24 protein-coding genes are annotated in these 23,867 nt (G+C 69.5%); 6 read left to right on the top strand and 18 right to left on the bottom strand.

Translation table 11 applies throughout. The features are described 5' to 3' along the window. Positions 1-12: 12 nt before the first annotated feature. The 5 genes from E3U25_RS20850 to E3U25_RS20830 all read right to left on the bottom strand — a co-directional run bounded on the left by E3U25_RS20850 (position 13) and on the right by E3U25_RS20830 (position 3,597). A complete protein-coding gene (locus E3U25_RS20850; protein ID WP_116223161.1) occupies positions 13-591 on the bottom strand; it encodes a transglycosylase SLT domain-containing protein in 579 nt (192 codons plus the stop codon). A 74-nt stretch (positions 592-665) separates the two neighbouring features. Then, positions 666-1,721: a molybdenum ABC transporter ATP-binding protein gene (gene modC, locus E3U25_RS20845; protein WP_116223295.1), complete on the bottom strand. Its 1,056-nt coding sequence runs from the start codon at positions 1,719-1,721 to the stop codon at positions 666-668. Further along, positions 1,721-2,437, bottom strand: coding sequence for a molybdate ABC transporter permease subunit (gene modB, locus E3U25_RS20840; protein WP_036751541.1), 717 nt, complete (start codon positions 2,435-2,437; stop codon positions 1,721-1,723). Before modB ends, modC begins: the two co-directional genes overlap by 1 nt. Further along, positions 2,434-3,174, bottom strand: coding sequence for a molybdate ABC transporter substrate-binding protein (modA, locus tag E3U25_RS20835; RefSeq protein ID WP_116223162.1), 741 nt, complete (start codon positions 3,172-3,174; stop codon positions 2,434-2,436). Before modA ends, modB begins: the two co-directional genes overlap by 4 nt. Positions 3,175-3,240: 66 nt before the next feature. Continuing rightward, a complete protein-coding gene (locus tag E3U25_RS20830; RefSeq protein WP_036751642.1) occupies positions 3,241-3,597 on the bottom strand; it encodes a winged helix-turn-helix domain-containing protein in 357 nt (118 codons plus the stop codon). A 106-nt stretch (positions 3,598-3,703) separates the two neighbouring features. Here E3U25_RS20830 and E3U25_RS20825 point away from each other — a divergent pair, with 106 nt between their 5' ends. Further along, entirely contained in the window at positions 3,704-4,885 is a 1,182-nt protein-coding gene (locus E3U25_RS20825) for an acetyl-CoA C-acyltransferase family protein (RefSeq protein ID WP_116223163.1), read from the top strand. Positions 4,886-5,286: 401 nt separating this feature from the next. Here E3U25_RS20825 and E3U25_RS20820 read toward each other — a convergent pair whose 3' ends face one another. The 6 genes from E3U25_RS20820 to E3U25_RS20795 all read right to left on the bottom strand — a co-directional run bounded on the left by E3U25_RS20820 (position 5,287) and on the right by E3U25_RS20795 (position 10,939). Beyond that, positions 5,287-5,901 (bottom strand): queuosine precursor transporter, encoded by a 615-nt coding sequence (locus tag E3U25_RS20820; RefSeq protein WP_036751545.1) that lies wholly within the window; start codon positions 5,899-5,901, stop codon positions 5,287-5,289. Between the two features lie 97 nt (positions 5,902-5,998). Then, on the bottom strand, positions 5,999-7,132 hold the full coding sequence (locus tag E3U25_RS20815) for a serine hydrolase domain-containing protein (protein ID WP_116223164.1): 1,134 nt from the start codon (positions 7,130-7,132) through the stop codon (positions 5,999-6,001). Continuing rightward, on the bottom strand, positions 7,129-8,097 hold the full coding sequence (locus E3U25_RS20810) for an esterase-like activity of phytase family protein (RefSeq protein ID WP_036751549.1): 969 nt from the start codon (positions 8,095-8,097) through the stop codon (positions 7,129-7,131). The genes E3U25_RS20815 and E3U25_RS20810 overlap by 4 nt, the downstream gene beginning before the upstream one ends. Then, on the bottom strand, positions 8,070-8,942 hold the full coding sequence (gene mepA / locus E3U25_RS20805; RefSeq protein WP_116223165.1) for a penicillin-insensitive murein endopeptidase: 873 nt from the start codon (positions 8,940-8,942) through the stop codon (positions 8,070-8,072). Before mepA ends, E3U25_RS20810 begins: the two co-directional genes overlap by 28 nt. Beyond that, positions 8,939-10,297 (bottom strand): MFS transporter, encoded by a 1,359-nt coding sequence (locus E3U25_RS20800; protein WP_072461398.1) that lies wholly within the window; start codon positions 10,295-10,297, stop codon positions 8,939-8,941. The genes mepA and E3U25_RS20800 overlap by 4 nt, the downstream gene beginning before the upstream one ends. A 69-nt stretch (positions 10,298-10,366) precedes the next feature. Beyond that, a complete protein-coding gene (locus E3U25_RS20795) occupies positions 10,367-10,939 on the bottom strand; it encodes an acyl-CoA thioesterase (protein WP_116223166.1) in 573 nt (190 codons plus the stop codon). Between the two features lie 142 nt (positions 10,940-11,081). Between E3U25_RS20795 and E3U25_RS20790 the strand changes: the two genes are divergently transcribed. Together E3U25_RS20790 and recQ are read left to right on the top strand one after the other, a co-directional pair. Beyond that, positions 11,082-11,375: a YggT family protein gene (locus E3U25_RS20790; RefSeq protein WP_036751557.1), complete on the top strand. Its 294-nt coding sequence runs from the start codon at positions 11,082-11,084 to the stop codon at positions 11,373-11,375. Next, entirely contained in the window at positions 11,375-13,408 is a 2,034-nt protein-coding gene (gene recQ, locus E3U25_RS20785) for a DNA helicase RecQ (protein ID WP_116223167.1), read from the top strand. The genes E3U25_RS20790 and recQ overlap by 1 nt, the downstream gene beginning before the upstream one ends. Before the next feature lie 487 nt (positions 13,409-13,895). Here the strand turns inward: recQ and E3U25_RS20780 are convergent, their stop codons facing one another. The 7 genes from E3U25_RS20780 to fliF all read right to left on the bottom strand — a co-directional run bounded on the left by E3U25_RS20780 (position 13,896) and on the right by fliF (position 22,386). Beyond that, complete coding sequence (locus E3U25_RS20780) at positions 13,896-16,991, bottom strand: efflux RND transporter permease subunit (RefSeq protein WP_116223168.1); 3,096 nt, start codon at positions 16,989-16,991, stop codon at positions 13,896-13,898. Beyond that, positions 16,988-18,085, bottom strand: coding sequence for an efflux RND transporter periplasmic adaptor subunit (locus tag E3U25_RS20775; protein WP_244295376.1), 1,098 nt, complete (start codon positions 18,083-18,085; stop codon positions 16,988-16,990). The genes E3U25_RS20780 and E3U25_RS20775 overlap by 4 nt, the downstream gene beginning before the upstream one ends. Then, positions 18,085-19,140, bottom strand: a complete 1,056-nt coding sequence (locus E3U25_RS20770) for an efflux RND transporter periplasmic adaptor subunit (protein WP_116223170.1) — start codon at positions 19,138-19,140, stop codon at positions 18,085-18,087. The genes E3U25_RS20775 and E3U25_RS20770 overlap by 1 nt, the downstream gene beginning before the upstream one ends. A gap of 135 nt (positions 19,141-19,275) precedes the next feature. Further along, positions 19,276-20,004 (bottom strand): flagellar type III secretion system pore protein FliP, encoded by a 729-nt coding sequence (fliP, locus tag E3U25_RS20765; protein WP_116223171.1) that lies wholly within the window; start codon positions 20,002-20,004, stop codon positions 19,276-19,278. Further along, on the bottom strand, positions 20,001-20,258 hold the full coding sequence (locus E3U25_RS20760) for a FliM/FliN family flagellar motor switch protein (protein ID WP_072461405.1): 258 nt from the start codon (positions 20,256-20,258) through the stop codon (positions 20,001-20,003). Before E3U25_RS20760 ends, fliP begins: the two co-directional genes overlap by 4 nt. 2 nt (positions 20,259-20,260) lie before the next feature. Further along, positions 20,261-20,821 (bottom strand): hypothetical protein, encoded by a 561-nt coding sequence (locus E3U25_RS20755; protein WP_116223172.1) that lies wholly within the window; start codon positions 20,819-20,821, stop codon positions 20,261-20,263. Beyond that, positions 20,818-22,386: a flagellar basal-body MS-ring/collar protein FliF gene (gene fliF, locus E3U25_RS20750; RefSeq protein ID WP_116223173.1), complete on the bottom strand. Its 1,569-nt coding sequence runs from the start codon at positions 22,384-22,386 to the stop codon at positions 20,818-20,820. The genes E3U25_RS20755 and fliF overlap by 4 nt, the downstream gene beginning before the upstream one ends. Before the next feature lie 114 nt (positions 22,387-22,500). Between fliF and E3U25_RS20745 the strand changes: the two genes are divergently transcribed. From E3U25_RS20745 to E3U25_RS20735, 3 genes are read left to right on the top strand one after another with little or no spacing between them, the layout of a single operon-like run. Further along, entirely contained in the window at positions 22,501-22,983 is a 483-nt protein-coding gene (locus tag E3U25_RS20745; RefSeq protein WP_036751574.1) for a flagellar basal body-associated FliL family protein, read from the top strand. Next, positions 22,980-23,327 carry a hypothetical protein gene (locus E3U25_RS20740; protein WP_036751577.1) on the top strand — a complete coding sequence of 116 codons (348 nt, stop codon included), beginning with the start codon at positions 22,980-22,982 and terminating at the stop codon, positions 23,325-23,327. The genes E3U25_RS20745 and E3U25_RS20740 overlap by 4 nt, the downstream gene beginning before the upstream one ends. Continuing rightward, complete coding sequence (locus E3U25_RS20735; RefSeq protein WP_116223174.1) at positions 23,320-23,862, top strand: MotE family protein; 543 nt, start codon at positions 23,320-23,322, stop codon at positions 23,860-23,862. The genes E3U25_RS20740 and E3U25_RS20735 overlap by 8 nt, the downstream gene beginning before the upstream one ends. The last annotated feature ends 5 nt before the right edge of the window (positions 23,863-23,867 follow it).

Raw genomic sequence — 23,867 nt, 5'->3', positions numbered from 1 at the left:
GGGCGAACCGGGTCAGCGGCAGGAGGCAAGCTGGCTGCGATAGGCCTCGGACCGGGCCTGGACCTTGCCGGCGACGCCCATCAGCCAGGGCTTCGAGTGGTGCGAGCCCCTGGCAAAGCCCGAGCGGCCCTCGTGATAGGCCAGGTATTGCGAGGCGGCGTCCCATTTGGAAATGCCCAGCACCCGCGCCGAATCGTTCATGTACCAGCCCATGAAATCGGTGGCGTCGCGGATATTGTCGCGCCGGGCGCGGCGGTTGCCGGTCTGCTTGCGGTAATCGTCCCAGGTGCTGTCCAGCGCCTGGCTGTAGCCATAGGCCGAGCTTTGCCGGCCGATCGGAATGATGCCCAGCGCATATTGATGCGGCGTGCGGGCATTGCCGATGAATTTCGATTCCTGGTGGATCGTCGCCATCTGCACATGCACCGGCACCCCCCAGCGCCGCTCGGTCGCCTTCATCGCACGCATGTAGGCGGGCCGTTCGGCCGCGATGGCGCAGGCGCTTTCCAGATTGCGCGGCGCCTTGTAGTTCCCGCCCCCTCCGCAAGAGGCCACCAGCCCGACGATGGCGAGCTTGAGAAACCTGTTCATACTGCCCTCATGTTTTTTGCGGGCAGGATAAGCGCAATCCGGGGCGAGGCGCAAATGACAAAGGCTCGACCGTCCTAGCTGGGCAGGACCGAAACCGATTTCACGATGGCGTGGCAGGCGGTTCCCGGCTGCAATTCCAGCGCCTTGACCGAGCGCGGCGTGACCTGCGCAAGCATCCGCTCATGCTGCGCGCCCTGCCCCAGCGCCAGTTGCACCAGCCCGCCCTCGACGCAGGTCACAGTGACCGGCAGCAGATTGAGCGCCGACAGGCCCCGCGGCGCCTCGCGCGCCAGGATCACCTCATGCGCCAGGATGCGCAGCCGCAGCGCCTGCCCCGGCGCCAGGTCCAGTCCGGGCAGCAGCATCGGCCCGCCGGCGGTGGCGACCCGGACCATGCCGTCGGGTTCGCGCGCCTCGACCGTGGCGCGGATCAGCGCCCCCGCCTCGCGCGCGCCCAGCTGCGGGGCCAGTTCGGGATCGGCCAGGATCGCGGCCAGCGGGCCGGAATGGACCACCCGCCCCTGCCGCATCAGCACCACCGTCGTCGCCAATCGCAGCACCTCGGGCACCGAATGGCTGACATAGAGGATCGGCAGCCGGATCTCGTCGCGCAGGCGTTCCAGCCAGGGCATGATCTCGGCCTTGCGCGCCTCGTCCAGCGCCGCCAGCGGCTCGTCCATGACCAGCAGCGCCGGGTCCGACAACAGCGCGCGGCCGATGGCCACGCGCTGGCGCTCGCCGCCCGACAGCGTGCCGGGGCGGCGATGCAGCAGGGGCTCCAGCGCCAGCATCCCGGTGATGCGGTCGAAGTCCCGCGCCGCCCCGCGCCGCCAGCGCGAGGGGTAGCGCAGGTTCGCCGCCACCGTCATATGCGGGAACAGCCGCGCGTCCTGGAACACGCAGCCGATGCGCCGGGCCTGCGGCGAAAGGTTGGTCTTGCCGTCGAACAGCACCCGCCCGTCCAGTGCGATGCGGCCCTGATCGGGGCGCAACAGTCCCGCGATGGCGTTGATCGCCGTGCTCTTGCCGCAGCCCGAGGGGCCGAACAGCGCCGTCACCCCGCCCGGTGCCTGGAAGGCGACATCAAGCGCAAGCCCAGGAAAATCGTGGCGAAAGGCGACCTCCAGCATCAGGCCCGCCCCTCGGCGCGCCCATTCATGCGCGCGGTCATGCGCCAGGCCAGCCATTCCGACACCAGCACCGCCCCCATGGCGATCACCACCGAGACCAGCACCAGCCGCAGCGCCGCTGCATCGCCCGAGGGCACCTGCAACAGCGCATAGATGGCCGAGGGCAGCGTCTGCGTCTGGCCGGGAATGTTCGAGACGAAGGTGATGGTGGCGCCGAACTCGCCCATCGCCTTGGCAAAGCCCAGCGTGGCGCCGGCCAGGATCGCGGGCAGGATCAGCGGCAGCGTCACGGTCACGAAGATCCAGGCCCGCGGCGCGCCCAGCGTGGCGGCCGCCTGTTCAAGCTTGGGGTCCACCGCCTCGAATCCCAGGCGAATGGCGCGCACCATCAGCGGAAAGCTCATGATGCCGCAGGCCAGCGCCGCGCCGGTCCAGCGAAAGGCAAAGACGATGCCCAGCGGTTTCAGCAGGCTGCCCACCGGCCCCTGCGTGCCGAACGTGACCAGCAGCAGGTAGCCGGTGACGACCGGCGGCAGGATCAGCGGCAGGTGGACGATGCCGCTCAGCAGCCCATGCCCCGGAAAGCGCCGCCGGGCCAGTAGCCAGGCGACGGCGACGGCCGGCGGCAGGCCGGCCAGCGTGGCGACGGCGGCGACCCGCAGGGACAGCCGCACGGCCTGCCACTCCTGGGGGCCAAGCCAATCGGTCGGGATCATTGCGTGACGGTAAAGCCTTGCGATTCAAAGACCGACCTTGCCGGTTCCTGCGACAGGCTGTCAAGAAAGGCCGCCGCCTGCGGCGTATCGGCCCCCGTCGTCACCGCGGCGGGATAGGTGATCTTTTCATGGCTGTCGACCGGGAAGGTCGCGACCACGCCCACGCCCGGCTCGGCCACGGCATCGCTGCCATAGACGATGCCCAGCGGCGCCTCGCCGGTGGCGACCAGCTTCAGCGCGGCGCGGACATTGTCGGCTTGGGCCACCTGGCCCTCGACCTGATCCCACAGGCCCAGCGAGGTCAGCGCCTCCTTGCCATATTGCCCGGCGGGGACGGAATCGACCATCGCCATGGCCAGCTTGCCGTCGCCCAGCAGGCTGGGCAGTTCGGTCACGGGCGCCTCGGCCGGCTTGCCGGTGCCGACCAGCACCAGCGTATTGCCCAGCAGGTCGCGGCGCGTCGCCGGGTCGATGTCGCCCGACTCCTGCACCGCATCCATCCACGAACTCGAGGCCGAGATGAACAGGTCCGCCGGCGCGCCCTCCTGGATCTGCTTGGCAAGCTGCGAGCTGCCGGCATAGGAGATCACCACCGTATCGCCATGGCTTTCCTGCCAGGTGGCGGCGATCTCGTCCAGCGCGTCCTTGAGGCTGGCGGCAGCGAAGATGGTGATCTCGTCGGCCTGGGCGGCAGGCGCAAGCGCGATCAGGGCGGCGGCAAGGAAAGACAGGCGCATCGGGCGGGTCCATTCGTTGTGTCTGGATGGACATAACCAGCCATTGCCCGTGCTGGCAACCGTTATTTACGCCGAAGCAGATCGCTGCCCCGCACGCAGCCGCCCCAGTTCTGCGGCGCCCTGGTCACGCAGCAGCACCTCCAGCGCGCGGTAGTCGGCCAGCACCTGCCGGCCGCGCTCGGTCAGCTGGGCGCCGCCGCCATGGGCGCCGCCCCGGCTGCTGTCCACCAGGGGTGCGGCAAAATGCGCATTCATCTCTTCGACCAGCGACCAGGCGCGGCGATAGCTCATCCCCATGCGCCGCCCGGCGGCCGAGATCGAGCCCTCGTCGTCGATGGCCTGCAGCAGGTCGGCCTTGCCGCGGCCAAAGGTCAGGCCGGATTCGAAATGCAGGCGCAGGCTGATGCGGGGATCCTGGGTCATGGCCATATTCTGCCGTCTTTCCGCAAGGTCGCAAGGGGGCGGGTCTTTTCGATGTGCTATCGCGGCTCTAGCAGTAACATCATGCCAACGGCAATCGGGGGGAATCATGTCCGACAATGAAATCGTCATCCTGTCCGGGGCGCGCACCGCCATCGGCACCTTCGGCGGCAGCCTGGCCGGCGTGCCGCCGATCCAGCTGGCCGCGACCGCGACCCGCGCCGCGATCGAGCGCGCCGGCATCGGCCCCGAGCGCATCGGCACCGTGGTCTTCGGCCATGTGCTGAACACCGAGCCGCGCGACATGTACCTGTCGCGCGTGGCGATGCTGGAGGCCGGGGTGCCCGACAGCACGCCGGCGATGAACGTGAACCGGCTCTGCGGCTCGGGGGCGCAGGCCATCGTCTCGGCCACGCAGGCGCTGATGCTGGGCGACGCCGATTTCGCCGTGGCGGGCGGCGCGGAATCGATGAGCCGCGCGCCCTATGCCGTGCCCGCCGCGCGCTTCGGCGCCAAGATGGGCGACGTGCAGATGCTGGACATGATGGTCGGCGCGCTGACCTGCCCGATGGGCACCGGCCATATGGGGGTGACGGCGGAAAACGTCGCGCGCGAACATGACATCTCGCGCCAGGCGCAGGACGAATTCGCGCTGGAAAGCCAGAAACGCGCCGCCGCCGCCATCGCCGAGGGCCGCTTCAGGGAGCAGATCGTCCCCATCGAGATCAAGACCCGCAAGGGCGTGGTCGCCTTCGACACCGACGAGCATCCGAAGGCGACCGACCTGGAGAAACTGGCCGGGCTGAAGGCGGTGTTCCAGAAGGACGGCACGGTAACGGCCGGCAATGCCTCGGGCATCAACGACGGCGCGGGGGCGCTGGTGCTGGCGCGGGCCGAAGCGGCGCAAGCGGTGGGCGCCAAGCCGCTGTTCCGCATCCTCGGCCATGCCGTGGCCGGCGTGCGCCCCGAGGTCATGGGCATCGGCCCGGTCCCGGCCGTCGAGGCGCTGCTGAAGCGCACCGGCCTGAAGGCCGGCGATTTCGACGTGATCGAATCGAACGAGGCCTTTGCCGCCCAGGCGCTGGCGGTGAACAAGGGCCTCGGCCTCGACCCCGCCAGGGTGAACCCGAACGGCGGCGCCATCGCCCTGGGCCACCCGGTCGGCGCGACCGGCGCCATCATCACCGTGAAGGCGATGTATGAACTGATGCGCACCGGCGGCAGCAAGGGGCTGATCACCATGTGCATCGGCGGCGGCCAGGGCATCGCGCTGGCCATCGAACGTCTCTGAGCCTGCGTTGACGACCCGGCCCTCAGCTGGGCCGGGTCTTCGGCTGCACTGTCGCATGAGTATTTGGGGAACGAAGAAGCGCAGGCCCGGCTTCTTCGTTCCATAAATACCCGAACTGCCTTTCACGCTTCGCCAAGCATGCCCTGCATGCGCGAATGCCGAAGCAGCGGAAAATGGAACGGGCCGCCCCCCTGGAGAACGGCCCGCGAGATCCACGGAGATGGTCCGGTTAGGGTTGGTGCCCACCGTCCCAGCCAGGGTTTACGACCCTTGGGGCTGCCCTCAGGCCACGGCCCCCCTGACTGTCCCGACACCTCTCTCCAATATCACTCTCGACACTGGACCACCTCCTTTCAATAAGTTGCCTTATGGGGTCCAGCCTGCCACAGAACCTTTAACAGTCAATGAATTTGCGCGCGGCGCTGGATCAAATTTCCGACGACGATGCGGAAGGGCACGAGCGCCAGGACTGCCTGCGCAAGCTTCACCCCGCAATCGGCCACTGCCAGCGAAACCCACAGCGGCTGGACGGGCCCCTGGCCCAGCAGCGGAACCAGTTCATTTGCCCAGGAAACATCGTCCGCCGGGAAGATCGGCGTCAGCTGCGAGGCAAAGGCGATGCTGAAGAAAACGGCAGTGTCGAGGATCGAACCGGCGACGCTGGCCGCCAGGGGTGGTAGCCACCAGTTGTATTTTCGCAACTGGTTGAAGACCGAGATGTCCATCAGCTGCGCCGAAAGGAAGGCCGCGCCCGAGGCTATGGCGATGCGCAGCGTGGTCTTGTCCAGCCCCGCGGCCACGACCGAGCACAGCACGCCGGTCACGAAGCCGGCATAGACCACCTTGCGCGCGGCGGCCGGGCCATAGACCCGGTTCATGATGTCGGTCACGAGGAAGGCGACCGGATAGGTCAACGCCCCCCAGGTCAGCCAGGAGCCCAGCAGATGCTGGACCAGGATGTTCGAGGCCACCACGACGGCGGCCATGGCGATGACGCCGGGAAGGATACGGGACATGTCTGGTTTTCCGTTTTGGCAAGGTCGCGGAGACTCGGCCCCGTCGGGGCAAGGCCGCATAAGCCCGCCGGGCCCTTCTGTCAACGGGCTTGCTGGTCTATAGCGCGGCCGCGGCGGCGATTTCCACCGCAAAGGCGCCGTTCATCCCCTCGACCGCGGTATTGGTCAGCGCGACCAGGCTGCGGCCGCGCGCGGGATCGACGATCCAGCTGTGGCCGTAGATGCCGCCCCAGCCGAGGCTGCCCTGCGGCAAGCCGATGCCGGCCGCATCCGCGTCGGTGACGACCGCGCCCGCCCAGGCATGGCCCCATCCGGCACCGCGCAGCGGATGGCGCTGGCGGATGCGGTTGCGCCGGGCCTCGGCGCGCAGGTTCTCGGCCAGGAAAGGGCCGTCGCACAGGGTTTCCAGCAGCGCCAGCGCCGCCTCGGCCGTCCCTGCCATGCCGCCGCCGCCCGAGGGATAGGCCGAGGGGTCGCGGATGCGCTCGGGCAGGTAGGCATAGCTTTGCTCGGGTTGCAGCGGATTGCGGACACGGGTCGGGCCGCACATCCGTTGCGGCTCGGGGCGGGCATCGGCGTAGTTCGCGGCCAAGTCCACGGCGTCCGGGGCCTGGAAGCCGGCCTCGATGCCCAGGGGGTCCGTCACCAGCCGGGCCATGGCCTCGGGCAGCGGCATGTCGACCGCGGCCTCGATCACCGCGCCCAACACATCGGTCGCCAGCGAATAGCGCCAGCGCGTGCCCGGCGGCCGGTCCAGCGGCACCGAGGCGATGCGGCGCAGGTTCTCGGCCAGCGAGATGCCGCTGTCGCCGATCCCGTCCGAGACCCCGGCGCAGGCATAGGGGCCGTCCGGCGGCTGGTTGAAGCCGTAGTCCAGCCCCGCCAGATGCGACATCAGCTGGTCCACGGTAATCGCGGGGCGGGTTCCGTCGGGCAGGGCGGGGGCGAAATCCGGCAGCCAGCGCGTCACCCGGTCCTCGGGCGACAGCCGGCCCGCCTGCATCAGCCGCAGCGCCGCGACGGTGGTGAAGGGCTTCGAGACCGAGGCATAGCGCAGCCAGGTCGCCTGCCGCATGGGCCGGCCGGCCTCGCGGTCGGCCAGGCCGGCGGCGCGGGCATGGACCAGCCGGCCGCCCTGGGCCAACAGGACCACGCAGCCGACGATTCGCCGCTCGGCCAGCGCGCTGTCGACGGCGCGGTCCAGCGCGGCGATGCTGGCGGAAAGGCTCATTCCGCCACCCGGTACTCGACCAGTTCGGTGCGTTGCAGCCAGCCGAAATTATCGTCCGAGATCATGGTGATGCGGATGCCCTGCCCGTCATGCCAGACCGAGATCCCCTCGAGGTTGTCATATTGCAGCGGCCGCGATTCCAGCAGCACCCGTTCGTTCGAGACGCCGCTTTCCGACAGGTCGAAGCGCCTGACGCGGGTGCGGAAGCCCAGGAGGCCCTTGAAGTCGCGCTCCAGCAGGTAGAAGCGTCCGTCCGGGCCGATGTCGGCGCCGACCGCCAGCCAGTCGCCCGAGCGCGGGATCGCGAAGGGCTGGTCCCACTTGCCCTCCCGCCAGCGCCAGACCGGAAAGGGCCGGGTCAGCGCCCCCGACCGCTCGGGCAGGGTCAGCAGCGTGCCGTCGGGCAGGATCGCCAGCGCCTCCAGCGAGGAGTTGCGCTGCATCGCCTTGAACTCGGGCGGCCGGGGCAGGGGCTTGGCCGGGCTGTCGGGCGTGTCGTGGCGGGCGACGCGGGTCAGCCCCTCGAAGCTGATCCAGATCGTGCCGTCGGGGGCGATGGCCAGCCCCTCGCTGTCGCCCTGCCAGCCGGGTTTCAGCGGCTTGCCGGCGCTGTCGCGCAGATGGGCGCGGCCGGCCAGCTCCAGCCCGCGGATGCGGCCCTGCGCATCGCGCTGGACGCTGCCCCAGCGGATGGTGGCGCGGTCGGACAACGCGGTGAAGCGGCTGCCGTCGGCGCTGATCTCGATGCCCGAGAAGCCGCCGAATGTCTCGTCCTCCATCCGCCAGACATAGGTCGCGACATATTCCACCTTCGGCATGGGCGGAGGCGAGGGATCGGCCGCGCAGGCCGATGAGGCCGAGACAAGCAGCAGCGCCAGCGCAAGGCCCGGCAGGCGGCGGGGCCGCCCTGCCGCGCCGCCGGCCGTGCCGCCGCGCCTTAGCGGGCGGTGGCGACGACCTGGCATTGACGGGGCATCTCGCTTAGCCGGAAGCTGCGGGGATGGCGATAGTTCGGATCGGGCGGCACCGGCTTGATCCGGCTGGGGTCGATGCGGTTCTTGATCCATTCCGCGGCCTCGGCGCAGCCGTCGCCGGGCGGCGGCACGTCCTGCTGCTGGCAGACCGAGCCCGCCGGGCAGGCCAGGCGGACGTGGAAATGATAGTCGTGGCCACCCAGCGGCCGGATCTTGCGCAGATAGCTGCGGTCGCCGGTCTCGGACTGGCACATCGCCAGCTTGGCGACCGGATCGACGAAGATGCGCTCGACCCGCGGGTCGCGGGCGGCGGCGCGCATGATCGCCATGTGACCGCCGCTCCACAGGCCCGAGGGCGCGGTGCCGGCCTTGTTCACCACCGATTGCGACGAGATCTTCTCGCGCTGCGCGGCGCTGAGGCGCAGGCTTTGCGGCGGCAGCATCCAGATGTCGGCATCAAGCCCCGACTGGTGGCTGGCATGGCCCGAGGTCATCGGCCCGCCGCGCGGCTGGCCCATGTCGCCGATGTAAAGCCCCTGCCAGCCGACCTGACGCGCGGCCTGCGACAGGCCGATCAGGAAGCTGACCAGTTCGGGATGGCCCCAGTTGCGGTTCCGGGACAGGCGCATGGCCTGCCAGGTCGGGCCGGATTCCGGCAATTGCATGGCGCCCGAGACGCAGCCCTTGGAATAGAACCCGATCGAGACCGGGGCGCCCCCGGTCGGGCCGGGGACGGCGCCGAAGACGTTGCGGGCCAGCGGGTCGGCCCCGGCGGGCTGGACCAGGCCAAGCCCGGTCAGCGCCAGCACGGCGGCGGTCAGGAATTTGCGGATCACTGCGCGGCCTCTCCTTTTGCTTTGACCCAACCTAGCAGAACCAGCGCCAGAAGGAACATCACGATGAGCGGAGAGATGCCGAGCCGTTGGCTTCCGGTCACATCCGTCATCGTGGCGATCAGCAAGGGTGCCAGGAAAGCCGTCGCCTTGCCCGACAGCGCGTAAAGGCCGAAGGCCTCGGTGGCGCGCTGGGGCGTGGTGTGGCGCACCATCATGGTGCGGCTGGCCGATTGCAGCGCGCCACCCGCGCCGCCGATCAGCGCACCGCAAAGGAAGAACAGCACATCGGGCAGGCGCGAGCCCTCGGCCAGCGGCAGGCCCAGGATCTGCTGGCGGCTCATGCCGGTGATCAGGATGCAGACCGCGATCAGGACCAGCGTGCAGGCGACGATCACCGGCTTGGGCCCCCAGCGCCGGTCGGCGCGGCCGCCGATCCAGCTGATGACGGCGGCCGAGATGGCGCTGACCACGCCGAAGACCCCGGCCAGGAACACCGGCCAGCCCAGCACCGTGCCGGCATAGACCCCGCCGAAGGCGTAAAGCGCGTTCAGCGCATCGCGCGAGAACATGGACGACACCAGCCAGGCCGCCAGCGAATGCCGGTGCCGCAGGCTGGCCAGCAGCCGGCCCAACTCTGCCATGGACGCGCCCAGCCGCAGCGGGCGGCGCGGCCCCCGCGTCTCGGGCACCCAAAGCGCAAAGGGGATCATGAAGACCAGATACCACAGCGCGGTAAAGGGCCCCACAGCCCGCGTGCCCTCGCGCAGCGCCGGATCAAGCCCCAGGACCGGCGCGATGCCCAGCATGGTGCGCCCGGTCTGCGCATTCTCGGCCAAAAGCAGCAGCACCATCGCCAGCGCGATCACGCCCCCCAGGTAGCCGAAGGCGAAGCCCGAGCCCGAGATGCGGCCGATCTCGCCATGCGGCGCCAGCCCCGGCAGCAGGGCATTGGTGAAGATGGTGGCGAACTCCATGCCGATCAGCCCGATGCCGAAGCAGACGATGGCCAGGTGCAGGTTCGGCTGGTCCGGCATCAGGAACCACAACCCCCAGGAGCCCGCCATGTAGAAGGCGGAAAAGATCCAGACCCAGACCAGCCGGCGCCCGCTGGTGTCGGCGATGGCGCCCAGCACCGGCGCCAGGAGCGCGATGATGACGCCGCAAATGCTCAGCCCGTAGCCCCAGAGCGACTGCGCCGCCGCCCCCGCCGCCTCGGGGGTCATGCCCTGCGCGGCATAGTGCTGGCGGGCGACCTCGGCGTAATAGACCGGGAAGATGAAGGTCAGCAGCAGCGTCGCAAAGGGCTGGCTGGCCCAGTCGAAGAACCACCAGCCCCAGATGCGTTTGCGTTCCATGCCGCGCCCCTCTTGCCCGCCGGTGCTGCCGCCCGTCCCGCAGCCCGCGCGCATAAGGCCCCAGCCGGTTCAGGCTGGCAAGTCTGGATTGCGCTCGTCCGGCAGGATGGGCGGCAGCACCGGCGGCCAGGGCCGCCCGGCATCCGCCGCGATCCAGGCCTGCACCCAGCCCGGCAGTTCCGGGCTTTCCGGGTCGCGCCCGGCCGCCTGCATCAGCCGCGCCGGGGCGACGATGCCCTGGTCCGAGGTGATCGCCCCGCGCAGCAGCATGTGGTTGCAGCACTCGCCCCGCCGCCACATGCTTTGCTCCATGTAAAGGAAGCGCGCGTCCCAGCCCAGCGTGCGCGAGACCATGGTGAAGCGGTCGAAGGCCCTGATCCGGCGGCGATAGCGCACGGTATTGCCGGCGACGGTGATGCCCCAGCGGTTCTGCCGCAGGGTGTCGATGATCCCGGTCCTGACCGCCATCGGCAGGCGCCCCAGGTCGTAAAGCGTCAGGGTGCGGCCGTTGTTCAGCTCGATCCAGGGGTCCAGATCCCAGGGCCAGCAGCGATGGGTCGAGACATGCGCCTCCAACACCCCGATCCGGGGACTGCTGCGGAACTTGAGCATCTCCTTGGCAAAGCGGAGCATGGGATACATGGGCGGCCTCCCTTTGGGACGGCTGCGGGGCTAGCCTTGGACCGGCGGCGCGTCAATCGGAACGCTGCGGCGGCGATGCTTGCTGCTTGCGCAATGCGGATGCCTGCCTTACCTGTCCGGGGAACAGCCGGAAGGGGATGGAATGGGCACGCTCTACGAAGCCTTGATGCTGATACTCGACGTGGTCTGGTTCGTGATGATCGCCCATATCATCATGTCATGGCTGATCAACTTCCAGGTGCTGAACCTGCGCCAGCCGCTGATCTGGCAGATCTGGAGCGGGCTCAACCGCCTGCTGGAGCCGATCTACGGCCCCGTCCGCTCGATCCTGCCCAATACCGGCGGGCTGGACCTGGCGCCGCTGGTGGTCTTCATCGGCATCATCATCCTGCAGCGCGCGCTTGCCAATAACGCGGCCTGGTTCTACGGCTTCTGATGTCGGCCGCGCCCCTTCTGCGGCAGGTCTTCGGCTTCGATGCCTTCCGGCCGGGGCAGGAAGAGATCGTCGATGCCGTGGCCGCGGGCCGCGACGTGCTGGCGATCATGCCGACCGGCGGGGGCAAGTCGCTGTGCTACCAGCTGCCGGCGCTGATGCGGGACGGGCTGACGGTGGTGATCTCGCCGCTGATCGCCCTGATGCGCGACCAGGTGCGGGCGCTGACCGAGGCGGGCGTCGCCGCCGCCGCCCTGACCAGCGGCAATTCGGACGAGGAAAACAGCGAGGTTCTGCGCGCGCTGAACGCGCGCGAGCTGCGGCTGCTCTACATGGCGCCCGAGCGGCTGGCCTCGGGCGCGACCATCCCGATGCTGCGCCGCGCGGGCGTGCAGGCCATCGCCGTGGACGAGGCGCATTGCGTCAGCCAGTGGGGCCATGACTTCCGCCCCGACTACCTGCGCGTGGGCGAGTTGCGCCGGGCGCTGTCCGTGCCGCTGGCCGCCTTCACCGCCACCGCAGATGCGGAAACGCGCGACGAGATCGTCAAGCGCCTGTTCGACGGCGCGCAGCCGCAGATCTTCCTGCGCGGCTTCGACCGGCCGAACATCCACCTGGCCTTCCAGCCCAAGGACGGGCCGCGCCGGCAGATCCTGGATTTCGCCGCCGCCCGCCGCGGCCAGTCGGGCATCGTCTATTGCGGCACCCGCGCCAAGACCGAGACGCTGGCCGGCGCGCTGAACGAGGCCGGCCTTGCCGCCGTCGCCTATCACGGCGGCATGGAGCCCGACCAGCGCCGCGAGGTCGAGATGCGCTTCCAGCGCGAGGACGGGCTGATCGTGGTGGCGACCGTGGCCTTCGGCATGGGCATCGACAAGCCCGACATCCGCTGGGTCGCCCATGCCGACCTGCCGAAGTCGATCGAGGCCTATTACCAGGAAATCGGCCGCGGCGGCCGCGACGGCGCCCCGGCCGAGACGCTGACGCTTTACGGTCCCGACGACATCCGCCTGCGCCGCGGCCAGATCGACGAGGGGCTGGCCCCGCCCGAACGCAAGGCCGCCGACCACGCCCGGCTGAACGCGCTCTTGGGCCTGGCCGAGGCGACGGGCTGCCGCCGCGTCGCCCTGCTGCGCTATTTCGGCGAAGAGGCCGGGCCCTGCGGCAATTGCGACATATGCGACAACCCGCCCGAATGCTTCGACGCCACCGAGGCGGCGCAGAAGGTGCTGTCGGCCATCCTGCGCACCGGCCAGACCTATGGCGCGGGCCATGTCATCGACGTGCTGACCGGCACCATAACCGACCGCATCCGCAGCCGGGGCCATGACCGGCTGCCGACCTTTGGCGTCGGGCGCGACATGGCCAAGCCGCAATGGCAGGCGGTGATCCGGCAGATGCTGGGCCACGACCTGATCCGCCCCGACCCGGAGCGCCATGGCGGCCTTGCCATCACCGCCGCCGCCCATCCCGTGCTGCGCGGCGAGACGCGCATCACCCTGCGCCGCGACGCCATGGCCCGCGCGCGCCCCGCCGTGGTGGTCCGCGCCTCGGTCGACGAAGAGGACGCGCCGCTGCTGTCCGCGCTCAAGGCCAAGCGCCGCGCGCTGGCCGAGGCGGCGCGGGTGCCGGCCTATGTCATCTTCCCCGACCGCACGCTGATCGAGATGGCGCAGACCCGGCCCCGGACGCTGGACGAGATGGCGCGGGTGAACGGCGTCGGCGCGAAAAAGCTGGAAAGCTATGGCGAGGAATTCCTGCGCGTCATCGCCGGCGAGGTCGCGCCGATGCATCCCGCGCGCCGGGCGCTGGCTGGCCGTGCCTCGGGCGACCTGTTCGACCGGCTGGCCGAGGCGCAGTCCCGGCTGGCGCGCGGCGAGGACGGCACCGAAAAGCCGCTCTCCGTCAGCAACTCCGCCCTGCGCCGCATCGCCGAGGACCGGCCGCGCGAGCTGTCGCGCTATCTGGACGAGGCGCGGCTCGAGCGGTTCGGCACCGCCTTCGCCGCCGAGATCGCCGCCGACCCCGAGGGCTGAGCGGGGCCGATGTCTTGTCAGCCACTAGGCGCCGCCTGCCGAAGGCGAGGACCGGGCGGAGTCGTTCCCGTTGGCGCGAATGCCCAGGCGGTTTCGCCGCGGTCGTGATCTTCGGCCCGTCGGCCGGATGGCCTTCGTGGCGGCACAGCAAGGCGGGCAGCGGCAGCCACGTTCCGTTGTCGCAGGGTCAAAGCCAGGATCCCGCCATGGCTGCGGGAACCTCTTCCCGCTTCTCTTGGCCCGGTGGATTCCGGCAGGGACATTGTCGCGACATCCGGGCGATGGGCGACCGTCCTTCCCGGCGGCACACGTCGCGGCCGGGTTCTGACCCGGCCTCCGCAATCCGGCCCCGGCGCGGCATCCGCGCATCCGCCCGCCCTACACCACAGGGCGAAGATGGGCTGCTGTCGCCGGCCTCACGTCCAGGCACCGCCGGGGACGACAATCCGCATCGCGCCAGCGGAACCCTTCCCGCCCGCACCGCGCCTTATTCTTGCGCGGCGGCGCGGGCGCGGTCCTCGGGGTCGGGCATCGGGTCGCCCTCGGGCGGTCGGACCCGGAAGACGGCACAGTAAAGCGCCGGGACGAAGATCAGCGTGACCAGCGTGCCGGCGATGATGCCGCCCATCATCGCGAAGGCCATCGGCCCCCAGAACACCTGCCGCGAGATCGGGATCAGCGCCAGGCTGGCCGCCGCCGCCGTCAGCAGGATCGGGCGGGCGCGGCTGTCCGATGCCTCGAAGACCGCGTCCCATTTCGCGTGCCCCTTGGCGATCAGCTCCTGGATCTCATGCACCAGGATGACCGAGTTGCGGATCAGGATGCCGATCAGCGCCAGGATGCCCAGGATGGCGACGAAGCCCATCGGCACGCCAAAGGGCAACAGTGCCGCGACCACGCCGATCAGCCCCAGCGGAGCCGCGGCAAAGACGATCAGCGACAGCCGGAAGCCCTGCATCTGCACCATGACCAGCGTCGCCATGATCAGCAGCATGATCGGCACCACCGCGGCGATGGGCTGCTGGCTTTCGGCCGAGGTCTCGACCGTGCCGCCGACGACGACCTTGACGCCGGGCGGCAGGCCGGCCTGGAAGCGTGCGACCTTTTCGGCCAGCGCCTCGACCAGCGTGGCGGGCTGGTCCTTGCTGGCGATGGCGGCCTTGACCGTCACCGTCGGCAATCCGTCGCGCTGCATGATCAGCGGCTGCTCGGTATCGTATTCCAGCTTGGCCAGCGAGGCGAGCGGGATCGGCATCCCGGTCGGCGTCGCCAGTTGCAGGTTCTGGATCGATTCCAGCGATTCGCGATCCGCCTGCGAGCCGCGGGCCACGACGTCGATCAGGAAGATGCCGTCGCGCAGCTGGGTGATCGTCCGGCCGTTGAAGGTGCCCGAAAGCGCGCCCGAGATGTCCTCGTTGGTCAGGCCCAGCCGGCGGGCCTGGTCCTGGTTCACCTGCAGCCGCACCACGCGGGCGGGTTCGTTCCAGTCCAGCGCGATGTCGCGCAGCCGCGGCTCGGTCGCCAGCACCGCGGCCAGTTCGCGCGCCGCGTCGCGCGCCTGTTCCGGGTCGGGCGACGAGACGCGGTATTGCACCGGCTTGCCCACCGGCGGCCCGATCTCGAGGTTCTTGACATAGATGTCGGTGCCGACCAGTTCGCGCCCGGCGAATTCGGCCAGCCGCGCCTTGAGCCGGTCGCGCGCCGCCAGGTCCGGGGTCTGGATCACGATCTGGCCCATGTAGGGACCGGGCGTGGGCACGTCCATCGACAGGATGAAGCGCGGCGCGCCCCGGCCGACATAGGTGGTCCAGAACTGCGCGTCCGGTTCCTCGGCCAGCATCGCCTCGATCCGGGCCATATCGGCGTCGGTCTTGGCGATCGAGGCATTGGCGCGCTCGGTCACGTCCACGATGATCTCGGTCCGGTCCGAGGTCGGAAAGAACTGCTGCTCGACGAAGCGCATGCCCACGACCGAAACCGCGAACACGGCCAGCGTGATGGCGATGGTCAGCCATTGGTGGCGCATGCCCCACAGGAGCAGGCCGTGGAACTGCCGGCGCAGCCAGGTCGGCCGCTCGGACTTATGCGCCATGGTCGCGGGCAGCATGGTGACGCCCAGCAGCGGCGCGAACAGCACCGCGACGATCCAGCTGACGATCAGCGAGACGGCGATCACCACGAACAGCGAAAAGGTGAACTCGCCCGCCGCCGAGCTGTTCAGCCCGATGGGGATGAAGCCCGCCACCGTGACCAGCGTGCCGGTCAGCATCGGGAAGGCGATGGAGCTCCAGGCATGGCTGGCGGCGCGTTCCAGGCTGTCGCCCACCTCGAGCCGCGAGATCATCGTCTCGATGGCGATCATCGCGTCGTCGACCAGAAGCCCCAGCGCGATGATCAGCGCGCCAAGCGAGATGCGCTGCAGCGTGATGCCATAGATGTCCAGCACGATGAAGGTGATCGCCAGCACCAGGGGAATGGTCAGCGTCACCACCAGCCCGGCGCGCAGGCCCAGGCTGACGAAGCTGACCAGCAGCACGATGGCCACCGCCTCGGCCAGGGCCTGGACGAAATGGCCCACGGCCTCGTTCACCACATGCGGCTGGTCGGCGAACTTGGCCATCTCGATGCCGATGGGCAGGCCGCGGGCCACCTCGGCCATCAGCGCATCGACCTGCTCGCCGAATTCCAGGATATTGCCGCCCTCGCGCATGCCGATCTGAAGGCCGACCGCCTCCTTGCCGTTATAGCGAAACAGCGCGCTCGGCGGGTCTTCGTAGCCGCGCTGCACAGTGGCCACGTCGCCGATGTTGAAGAAGCGGTCGCCGACCCGCAGGTTCACCGCCGCGATCGCGGCCGCGTCGTCGAACTGGCCGCCGACGCGCACCAGCACCTGCTCGGGGCCGGCCTGCACGATGCCCGAGGGCGAGATGGCGTTTTGCAGCGCCAGCGTCTGCACCACCTGGTTGTGGTTCAGCCCCATCGCCGCCAGCCGGGCCGAGGAAAACTCCAGGAAGATCCGTTCCTTGCGCACGCCCAGCAGCAGGGTCTTACCCGCCATGGGCAGGGCCTGGACCTGCTTGCGGATGTCCTCGACCCGGTCGCGCAGCTCGCGCTGGGTAAAGCCGTCCGAGGTGAAGGCATAGATATTGCCGAAGACGTCGCCGAAATCGTCGTTGAACTGGAATCCCTGGAACTCCTGCGGAAATTCCGGGCGGATGTCCGACATCATGCTGCGCACGCGCTTCCAGACCTCGGGCACCTGCGGGCCGCGGATCGTCGGGTCCAGCTCCAGGTAGACCACCGACTGCCCCGGCATGGTGACCGAGCGGGTGAACTTCAGCTCGTCGAGTTCCTCGAGCTTGGTCTCGATCCGGGTGGTGACCTGTTCCAGCGTGTCCTCGATGGTCGCGCCGGGCAGCGAGGCGCTGATCACCATGATCTTGATGGTGAAGTTCGGATCCTCCTCGCGGCCCAGGCGCAGATAACCGAGCGTGCCCGCCACCATCGAGACGATCAGCAGGAACCACACCAGCGAACGGTGATGCAGCGCCCAGTCGGACAGGTTGAAGCCGCCTCTGGTCATGGTGTCACGCCTTGTCCCACGGATTGGCCCTCGGCCAGGGAATGGATGCCGCGGATCACCACCTCCTCGCCTTGGGCCAGGCCCGAGGCGACGGTGACGCGCCCGCCGATCGGCGGCCCCAGGGTCTCGATCCGGCGCAGAGCGACGGTGCCCTGGTCGCCGTCGCGGCTGACCACCCAGACATGCTGGGCGCCGTCGCGTTCAAGGATGGCGGCCTGGGGCAGGACCAGCCGCGCGGCGGCGGCGCCGGCGGGACGGGCCCGCACCAGCGCGCCCAGGCGGAAATCGGCATCCTCGCCAAGCGCCAGGTGGATGCGTCGGGTCCGGGTCGCGGCATCCGCCACCGGCTCGATCTGCGAGACCGTCGCCGGCACGATGCGTCCGGGGTCGTTTTCCGTCCAGACCTCATAGGGATCGCCCTGTCCCACGCGCGACAGCACGATGTCCGGCAGGTCGATCACCGCTTCGATGCCGTCCTGGGTGGACAGCCGCAGCACCGGCTCGCCGGCGCTGACCACGGCTCCGGCATTCACGAAAACCGCGCTGATCACCCCGGCGAAAGGGGCGCGCATCTCGGCGAAGCCCTCGGCGTCGCGGGCCTGGATCAGTTCGGATTGCGCCTGCTGCTCGGCGGCCTGCGCCGCGGCCAGCGCGCGTTCGGCCTGTTCCAGCTGCGCGGTCGAGGCGACGTTGCGGCTGGCCAGCGACCGCGTGCGTTCGGCCGTGGCCTGGGCGGTGCGCAGTTCCACCTGCGCCGCCTCGACCGCGGCCTGGGCGGCGCGGACATCGCCCTGCAGGTCGTCGGGATTGAGCGTGGCCAGTACGTCGCCCTGGCGGACGACATCGCCGACATCGACATTGCGCGCGGTCACGCGGCCAAGGGTCTGGAAGCCCAGGGCGACCTCGATCCGCGCGGCGATCACGCCGGGGATGGAATGGCCGGCCGCCTGGGCGTCGCTGACCAGGATGCTGGCCACCGGGCGCGGGGCCGGGGCGGTCACCTCGCCGGATTTCTGCCAGGGCCACGAGAAAGCGGCCGCGACGCCGGCAAGCGCGACCAGGACCAACAGCGCGGACATAAGGGCCTTGCGCATCATTCCCCCTCTACCGCTGCATCCGCGACCACGCGGCCGGGATACAGCATCTGCGACCCGGCCCCGACCACGGTCTGCCCCGGTTCCACCCCGGCGCCCAGGATCACCGTGCCGTTGGCGAAACGCTCGATCCGAGCCGGCGCCAGAGAGACGCGATTGTCATCCCCCACCAGCCAGACCGCCGGCTCGCCCTCCACCGAGGTCAGCGCCGTCCAGGGCACGGCGATGCCGCTGCCTGCGGGGAAATGCACCGCGCCCCGCACCGCCGCGCCCAGCAGGCTGGCGGTCGGCGGGGCGTTCTCGATCTCGGCCCGCACCGTGACCGAGCCGGTGGCGGGATCGACCAGCGGCGCGATCTCCGTCACCTGCGCGGTCATGTGCAGGTCGGGAAAATCGATCCCAGTCAGCGTCACCGGCGCGCCGATCGCACCGCGCAGCAGCGGCGTGTCCGGGCTTTGGAACACCGCCTCGCGCCCGGTGGCCGAAGCCAGCGAGATCACCGCCTGCGCCGCCCCGACGATCTGTCCCGGCTCGGCCCGGCGCGCGGTGACGATGGCGTCGCCGGGGGCGCGGATCACCGTATCCTCCAGCGCGCGCTGCGCCTGGCCCAGGGCGGAGCGCGCCTGCGCGAGCCCGCCGCTGGCCGCCGACAGGGCCTGGCTTGCCGCGTCAAGCGCGGCGCGCGTGCCGACGCCGCGCTTCAGCATCGCATCGGCGCGCTGCAGCGCCTGGCGGGCCTGGGCCTCAGCCGCCTCGGCCGAGGCGACCGCCGCCTGCGCCACGCGCAACGCCTGTTCCTGCTGCACCGGATCGGTCCGGGCCAGCGGCTGGCCTTGGGTGACGCGATCGCCTTCGCGCACCAGCACCTCGATCACGCGGCCGCCCAGCCGGAAGCCGACATCGACGCTGTCCTTGGCATGGACGGTTCCGGTCAGGGCGGCGTCAAAGGTCAGTTCGGCCTTCTCGACCTGCACGAACTCGACCCGCAGGGGGGCCTGGGCCATGGCCGGCGCCGCCGCGAAAAGCGCCAGGATCAGCGCAAGCAGGCGGGGCATCGCCCTGCCCCCACCTGGCCTGCTGTCCGTTTCCGGTCGGATGTTCAAATTCGCTGCTCCTGAAAATATCGGAACGACATGACCTTGCGGATGCGCCGGCCCCAGGCTGGCCCGGAACGTCCGGCGAACGGTTTGTTATTGATAGCTGCGCACCAGCGCGGCCGCAATCATGCCCCAGCCGTCCACGACGACAAAGAAGGCCAGCTTGAAGGGCAGGGCCACCACGACGGGCGGCACCATCATCATGCCCATCGACATCAGCACGGCCGAAACCACAAGGTCGATGATGAGAAAGGGCAGCGCGACCAGGAAGCCGATCTCGAACGCCCGCTGGATCTCGCTCAGCATGAAGGCGGGGATCAGCACCGACAGCCGGTCGGGCGATGCCTGGGGATCGGGGGCGATCTCGGCCAGGGTGGCCAGCATCTCGGGGTCGGTGCGATGCTCCATGAAGCCGCGGAAGGGCACGATGCCGCGCTGGAACGCCTGTTCGACGCTGATCGCGCCATCGCGCAGGGGGGCGCCCGCAACCTCCCAGGCCTCGGTCAGCACCGGGCTCATCACGAACCAGGTCAGGAACATGGCCAGGCTGACGATCAGCATGTTCGGCGGCGATTGCTGCAATCCCAGCGACTGGCGCAGGATCGACAGCACGGTCACGATAAAGGGAAAGCAGGTCACCATGATGGCGATCCCCGGCGCCAGCGACAGCGCCGTCATCACCGCCAGAAGGGTGATCGAATGCCGGCCGATGCCGCCGACCACCGCATCGAGGCCCGCCGCGTCGATCAGCGGCAGATCCTGCGCCGCCGCAACTTGCGGCGGCAGCAACGCAGCAACAAGGACAAGGGCAAGCCGGATCACGATGCGCTGGCCGGGCCAAGGATGCGGACGCAAAGCCGGTTGCCGGTTTCATCGCCCGAGACCAGTTCCCCCCGCGCGATGACCTTGTCGCCGACGCAGATCTCGACGCCGTCCGACATGTCCTGGTCCAGGGTCAGCACGTCGTCCGGCCGCAGGCGCGATAGCTCGGCGACGGTCAGTTGCGTGCCGCCCAGCCGGATGGTGATTTCCACCTGGATCTGGTCGGTGGCGATAAGGCTGGCAAGATCGTCCATGATCAGTCCTCGGTCTTGATGTCGTCGATGATGGCCTTCAGCTCGGCCCCGGCCGCGGCAGGGTCAAAGAGGATCGTGCCCTGACCGGCAACCAGCTCGACCATCTCCCGGCCCGGCGGCAGGTTCTCGATCCGAACCTGGGGAAATTGCGCGCGGGCCAGGCAATCGGCCAGGTCCGGGTGCAGGTCTTGCGGGCAACGGACCACCAGCGCGCGGTCCGGCGCATGCTCGACGATGCGCGCCACCTCCTCGGCCAGGGCAAGCCGCAGACGCTCCCTTTGCGAGCGCGGGCCAAGCAGGTCCACCAGCGCGTGCAGCACCGGCGCCAGCGCCTTGCGGAGATCGGCGCGCAACGCGGCCTCTTTTTCCTGGCCGATCTGCATGTCGCGGCGAAACTCGGCCAGCGCCTGGGTCAGCGCATCCAGGCTGGCCTCTCGTCCCTCGGCCAGGCCCTTTTCATAGCCGCATTGAAAGGCTTCCTCGCGCTCGATCGCGGCGGCCAGCTGCCCGGCATCCGCAGCGCCCGAGGAAAACGAATCAAGCCGAAGCGCGGCAGGTCTCATAGCGCATCCTCACGTTTCTCGATCCAGCCCGACAGGATCTGCAGGCTTTCGTCCTTGCGCGATTTCATCAGTTCCTTGAGCCGCCCGACCGGATCGCCATCCTCTGCCCCCATGGGCGTGAAGTCGATCTCGGGGACGATGCTGGCCTGGGCCGGCAGGGGGTCGCCCTCGGCCCTGGCGGCCGCCAGCGCCGCCGGCGGCTCCGAGCGGTCCAGCAGGGCCGGCGCCGGATTGCCCGCGGGCCTCGAGCGAAGCAGCGGGCGCAGCAGGAAGGCCGCCAGCGCCAGCGCGAAAAAGCCGACCAGCGCGAGGCGGATCAGCCCGTTCAGGTCCAGCCTGGACAGGAAACCGCCGGTGCTGGCCAGGGTGCCCGCCTCGGACAGCGAGGCGAAGGCCAGCGATTTCACGGTGATCGCGTCGCCCCGCCCCTCGTCGAAGCCCACGGCCGAGGCGACGAGTTCGCGAATCGCCTGAAGCTCGGCCTCTTCGCGCGGCACCAATGCGGTTTCGCCATTGGCCTCGGTCCGGGCGACGCCGTTCACCAGCACGGCGACGGTCAGGCGCCGCGTGGCGCCGGGCTGGCGCGTCACCTCGCGCGTGACCTTGCTGACCTCGAAATTCGAGCGCTGGCGGGTTTCCGACCGCGACGAGCGGCTTTGGTCGCCGGCATTCTCCTGGCCCTCGGGCAGGTTCGAGGCAGCCGTGACCGCGCCCTGCTGCGCATTGCTGCTTTCGTCGGCGCTTTCCTCGCTTTCCTGCGAGATCAGGGCGCGTTCCTGCGGGTCGAAGCGCTGCTCGGTCAGCAGTTCGGATTCGTTGACCACGTCCAGGTGCAGCTCGACGATGGCGTTGCCATGGCCGACATGCGCGGCCAGGATGCGCTCGACATTGCGCTTCATCTCGGCCTCGCGATCCTCGCCGGCGAAATCCTCGCCCGAGGAAATGACGCCGCGTTCGCCGTCGATCACCGCCACCCGGTCCGCCGACATGCCCGGCACGCCCGAGGAAACCAGGAACTTCAGCGCCTTGGCCTGGCTGCGGTTGATCGGCGTGCCGTCGGTCGTCAGCGTGACCGAGGCGGTCGCCTCGGCTTCGCGCCGATAGCCGCGGCCCTGCGGGACCGCCAGGTGCACGCGCGCCGCCTTGACGTTCGGCAGGGCCAGGATGGTGCGGGCCAGCTCGCCCTCCTTGGCGCGCCAATAGGCGGCGTCGAACATCTGCGAGGTGGTGCCGAAGCCCGACATGCCGTCCAGGATTTCATAGCCCTTGCCCCCGGCCGAGGGCAGCCCCTCGCCGGCCAGCATCATGCGCAATTCGTCGCGCCGGCTTTCCGCGACCCAGATCGAATCGCCCCGGATCTGATAGGGAACGCCGGATTTCTCGACCGCGGTCATGACGGCGCCGGATTGCTGCGAATCCAGCCCCGAATACAGCAGCGCCATGCCGGGCCGGCTGGCCAGCCAGGAAAGCCCGGCAATGGCGGCAAAGGTGAACAGGAAGGCAGCCGCCAGCACGGCCCTTTGTCTTGCGCTTCTTTCGCGCCAGTAGTCCTGCAGCTTCAGCAAAACCGTCCCCTTCGAATCGCCGTGATCCTTGTCGCGACCTTCATGGCACGGGGGCGATTAAGAATTGGTTAGCCCGCTGGTGATATCCAGTCCCCGGACGGACGGAGAATCACCATGACCGATGTCGCCGACATCAACGCGGAAGAAAAAACCGGCGGGGGGATTAAGCGCATCCTGCTGCCGCTGGGGCTGGCCCTTGTCCTGGGCGGGGCGGGCTTCGCCTCGACCTGGCTTGGCTTCTGGTCGCCCATGTCGCTTCTGGCGCCCAGGCAGGAAAAGGTGCAGCCCGTGGCCGCGCCGGCCGTGGCTTTCGTCGACATTCCCCAGATCGTGCTGACGCTGGCCGGGCCGCGGGCGCGGACCCTGGTGATGACGGTCAAGATCGAGACCGACCAGAACCGCCGCGCCGAGGTCGAGCACCTGATCCCGCGCCTGCTGGACAGCTTCAACGGCTTTCTCACCGACATAGACCCCGCGGCTTTCGAAAAGCGCGGAATATTGGACATCGTCCGCGACGAGCTGGCGACGCGTGCCGTCTTCGTCCTGGGCAAGGAGGCGTTCACCGATGTCCTCATCACGGAGTTCAGGATCCAATGACGATTGCGCAGCTTTTACAGGTCGTTCTGATCACCTTCACCATCGGGCTGTCGGGATTCTGCTTCATGCTGGCCCGCCGGCTGCGCAAGCTGAACGACCTGGAGACCGGCCTGGGCGGCGCCATCGCCGTCATGACCAGCGAGATCGGCCGGCTGGAGAAATCCATCCTGCTGGCCAAGGCCGAGGCCACCGCCGCCACCCAGGCCCTTGCCGACGAGATCGAGCGCGCCAAGCAGGAACGCGCCTTCTGGATGCTCCAGCAGAAATTCGCCGAGCCCGGCCCGCAGCGGCCGAACCGGCTGCAACGCCGCCGGCGGCGCGAGGGGGCGGTGGCCGATGCGTAAGCCGGTCCTGTCGATCCTGGGCGGCGTGATGATCCTGGCCGCGGCCGGCCAGGCGGCGATGCTGATGGACGGGCTGTCGCGCCTGTCGGCCCATGCCGTGCCGTCCGAGCTGATGGCCGGCTGCACCGATGTCCCCGAAGCGGTGGCCCTGGCCGAGACGCTGCGCGAACGCGCCTTGCGCATCGACCGCTACATGCAGGACATCGAGCGTCGCAAGGCCGAGATCGCCTCGGCCGAAAGGCGGCTGACCGAGCGGCTTATCGAACTGCGCAAGCTCAAGCAGCATATCGCCCAGAACAACCGGGGCCAAAGCCAGGCGCAGACCGAGGACATCGCACGGCTGATCGCGGTCTACGACCAGATGAAGCCGGAACAGGCGGCCATGGTCCTGTCGAACCTGCCGCCGGATTTCGCCGCGCAGATCCTTGCCCGCGTCCAGCCGGAAACCGGCGCACGGATCATGGCCTCGGTCGAGCCGGGCCATGCTGCGGTCCTGACCTCATACATGGGCGCCCTTCGGGCCCCCGGGAAGTAGGTGAA

This window comes from Paracoccus versutus (assembly GCF_029909795.1).
GTDB classification, from domain to species: domain Bacteria; phylum Pseudomonadota; class Alphaproteobacteria; order Rhodobacterales; family Rhodobacteraceae; genus Paracoccus; species Paracoccus versutus.
This window is presented reverse-complemented; position numbering and strand designations above follow the sequence as displayed.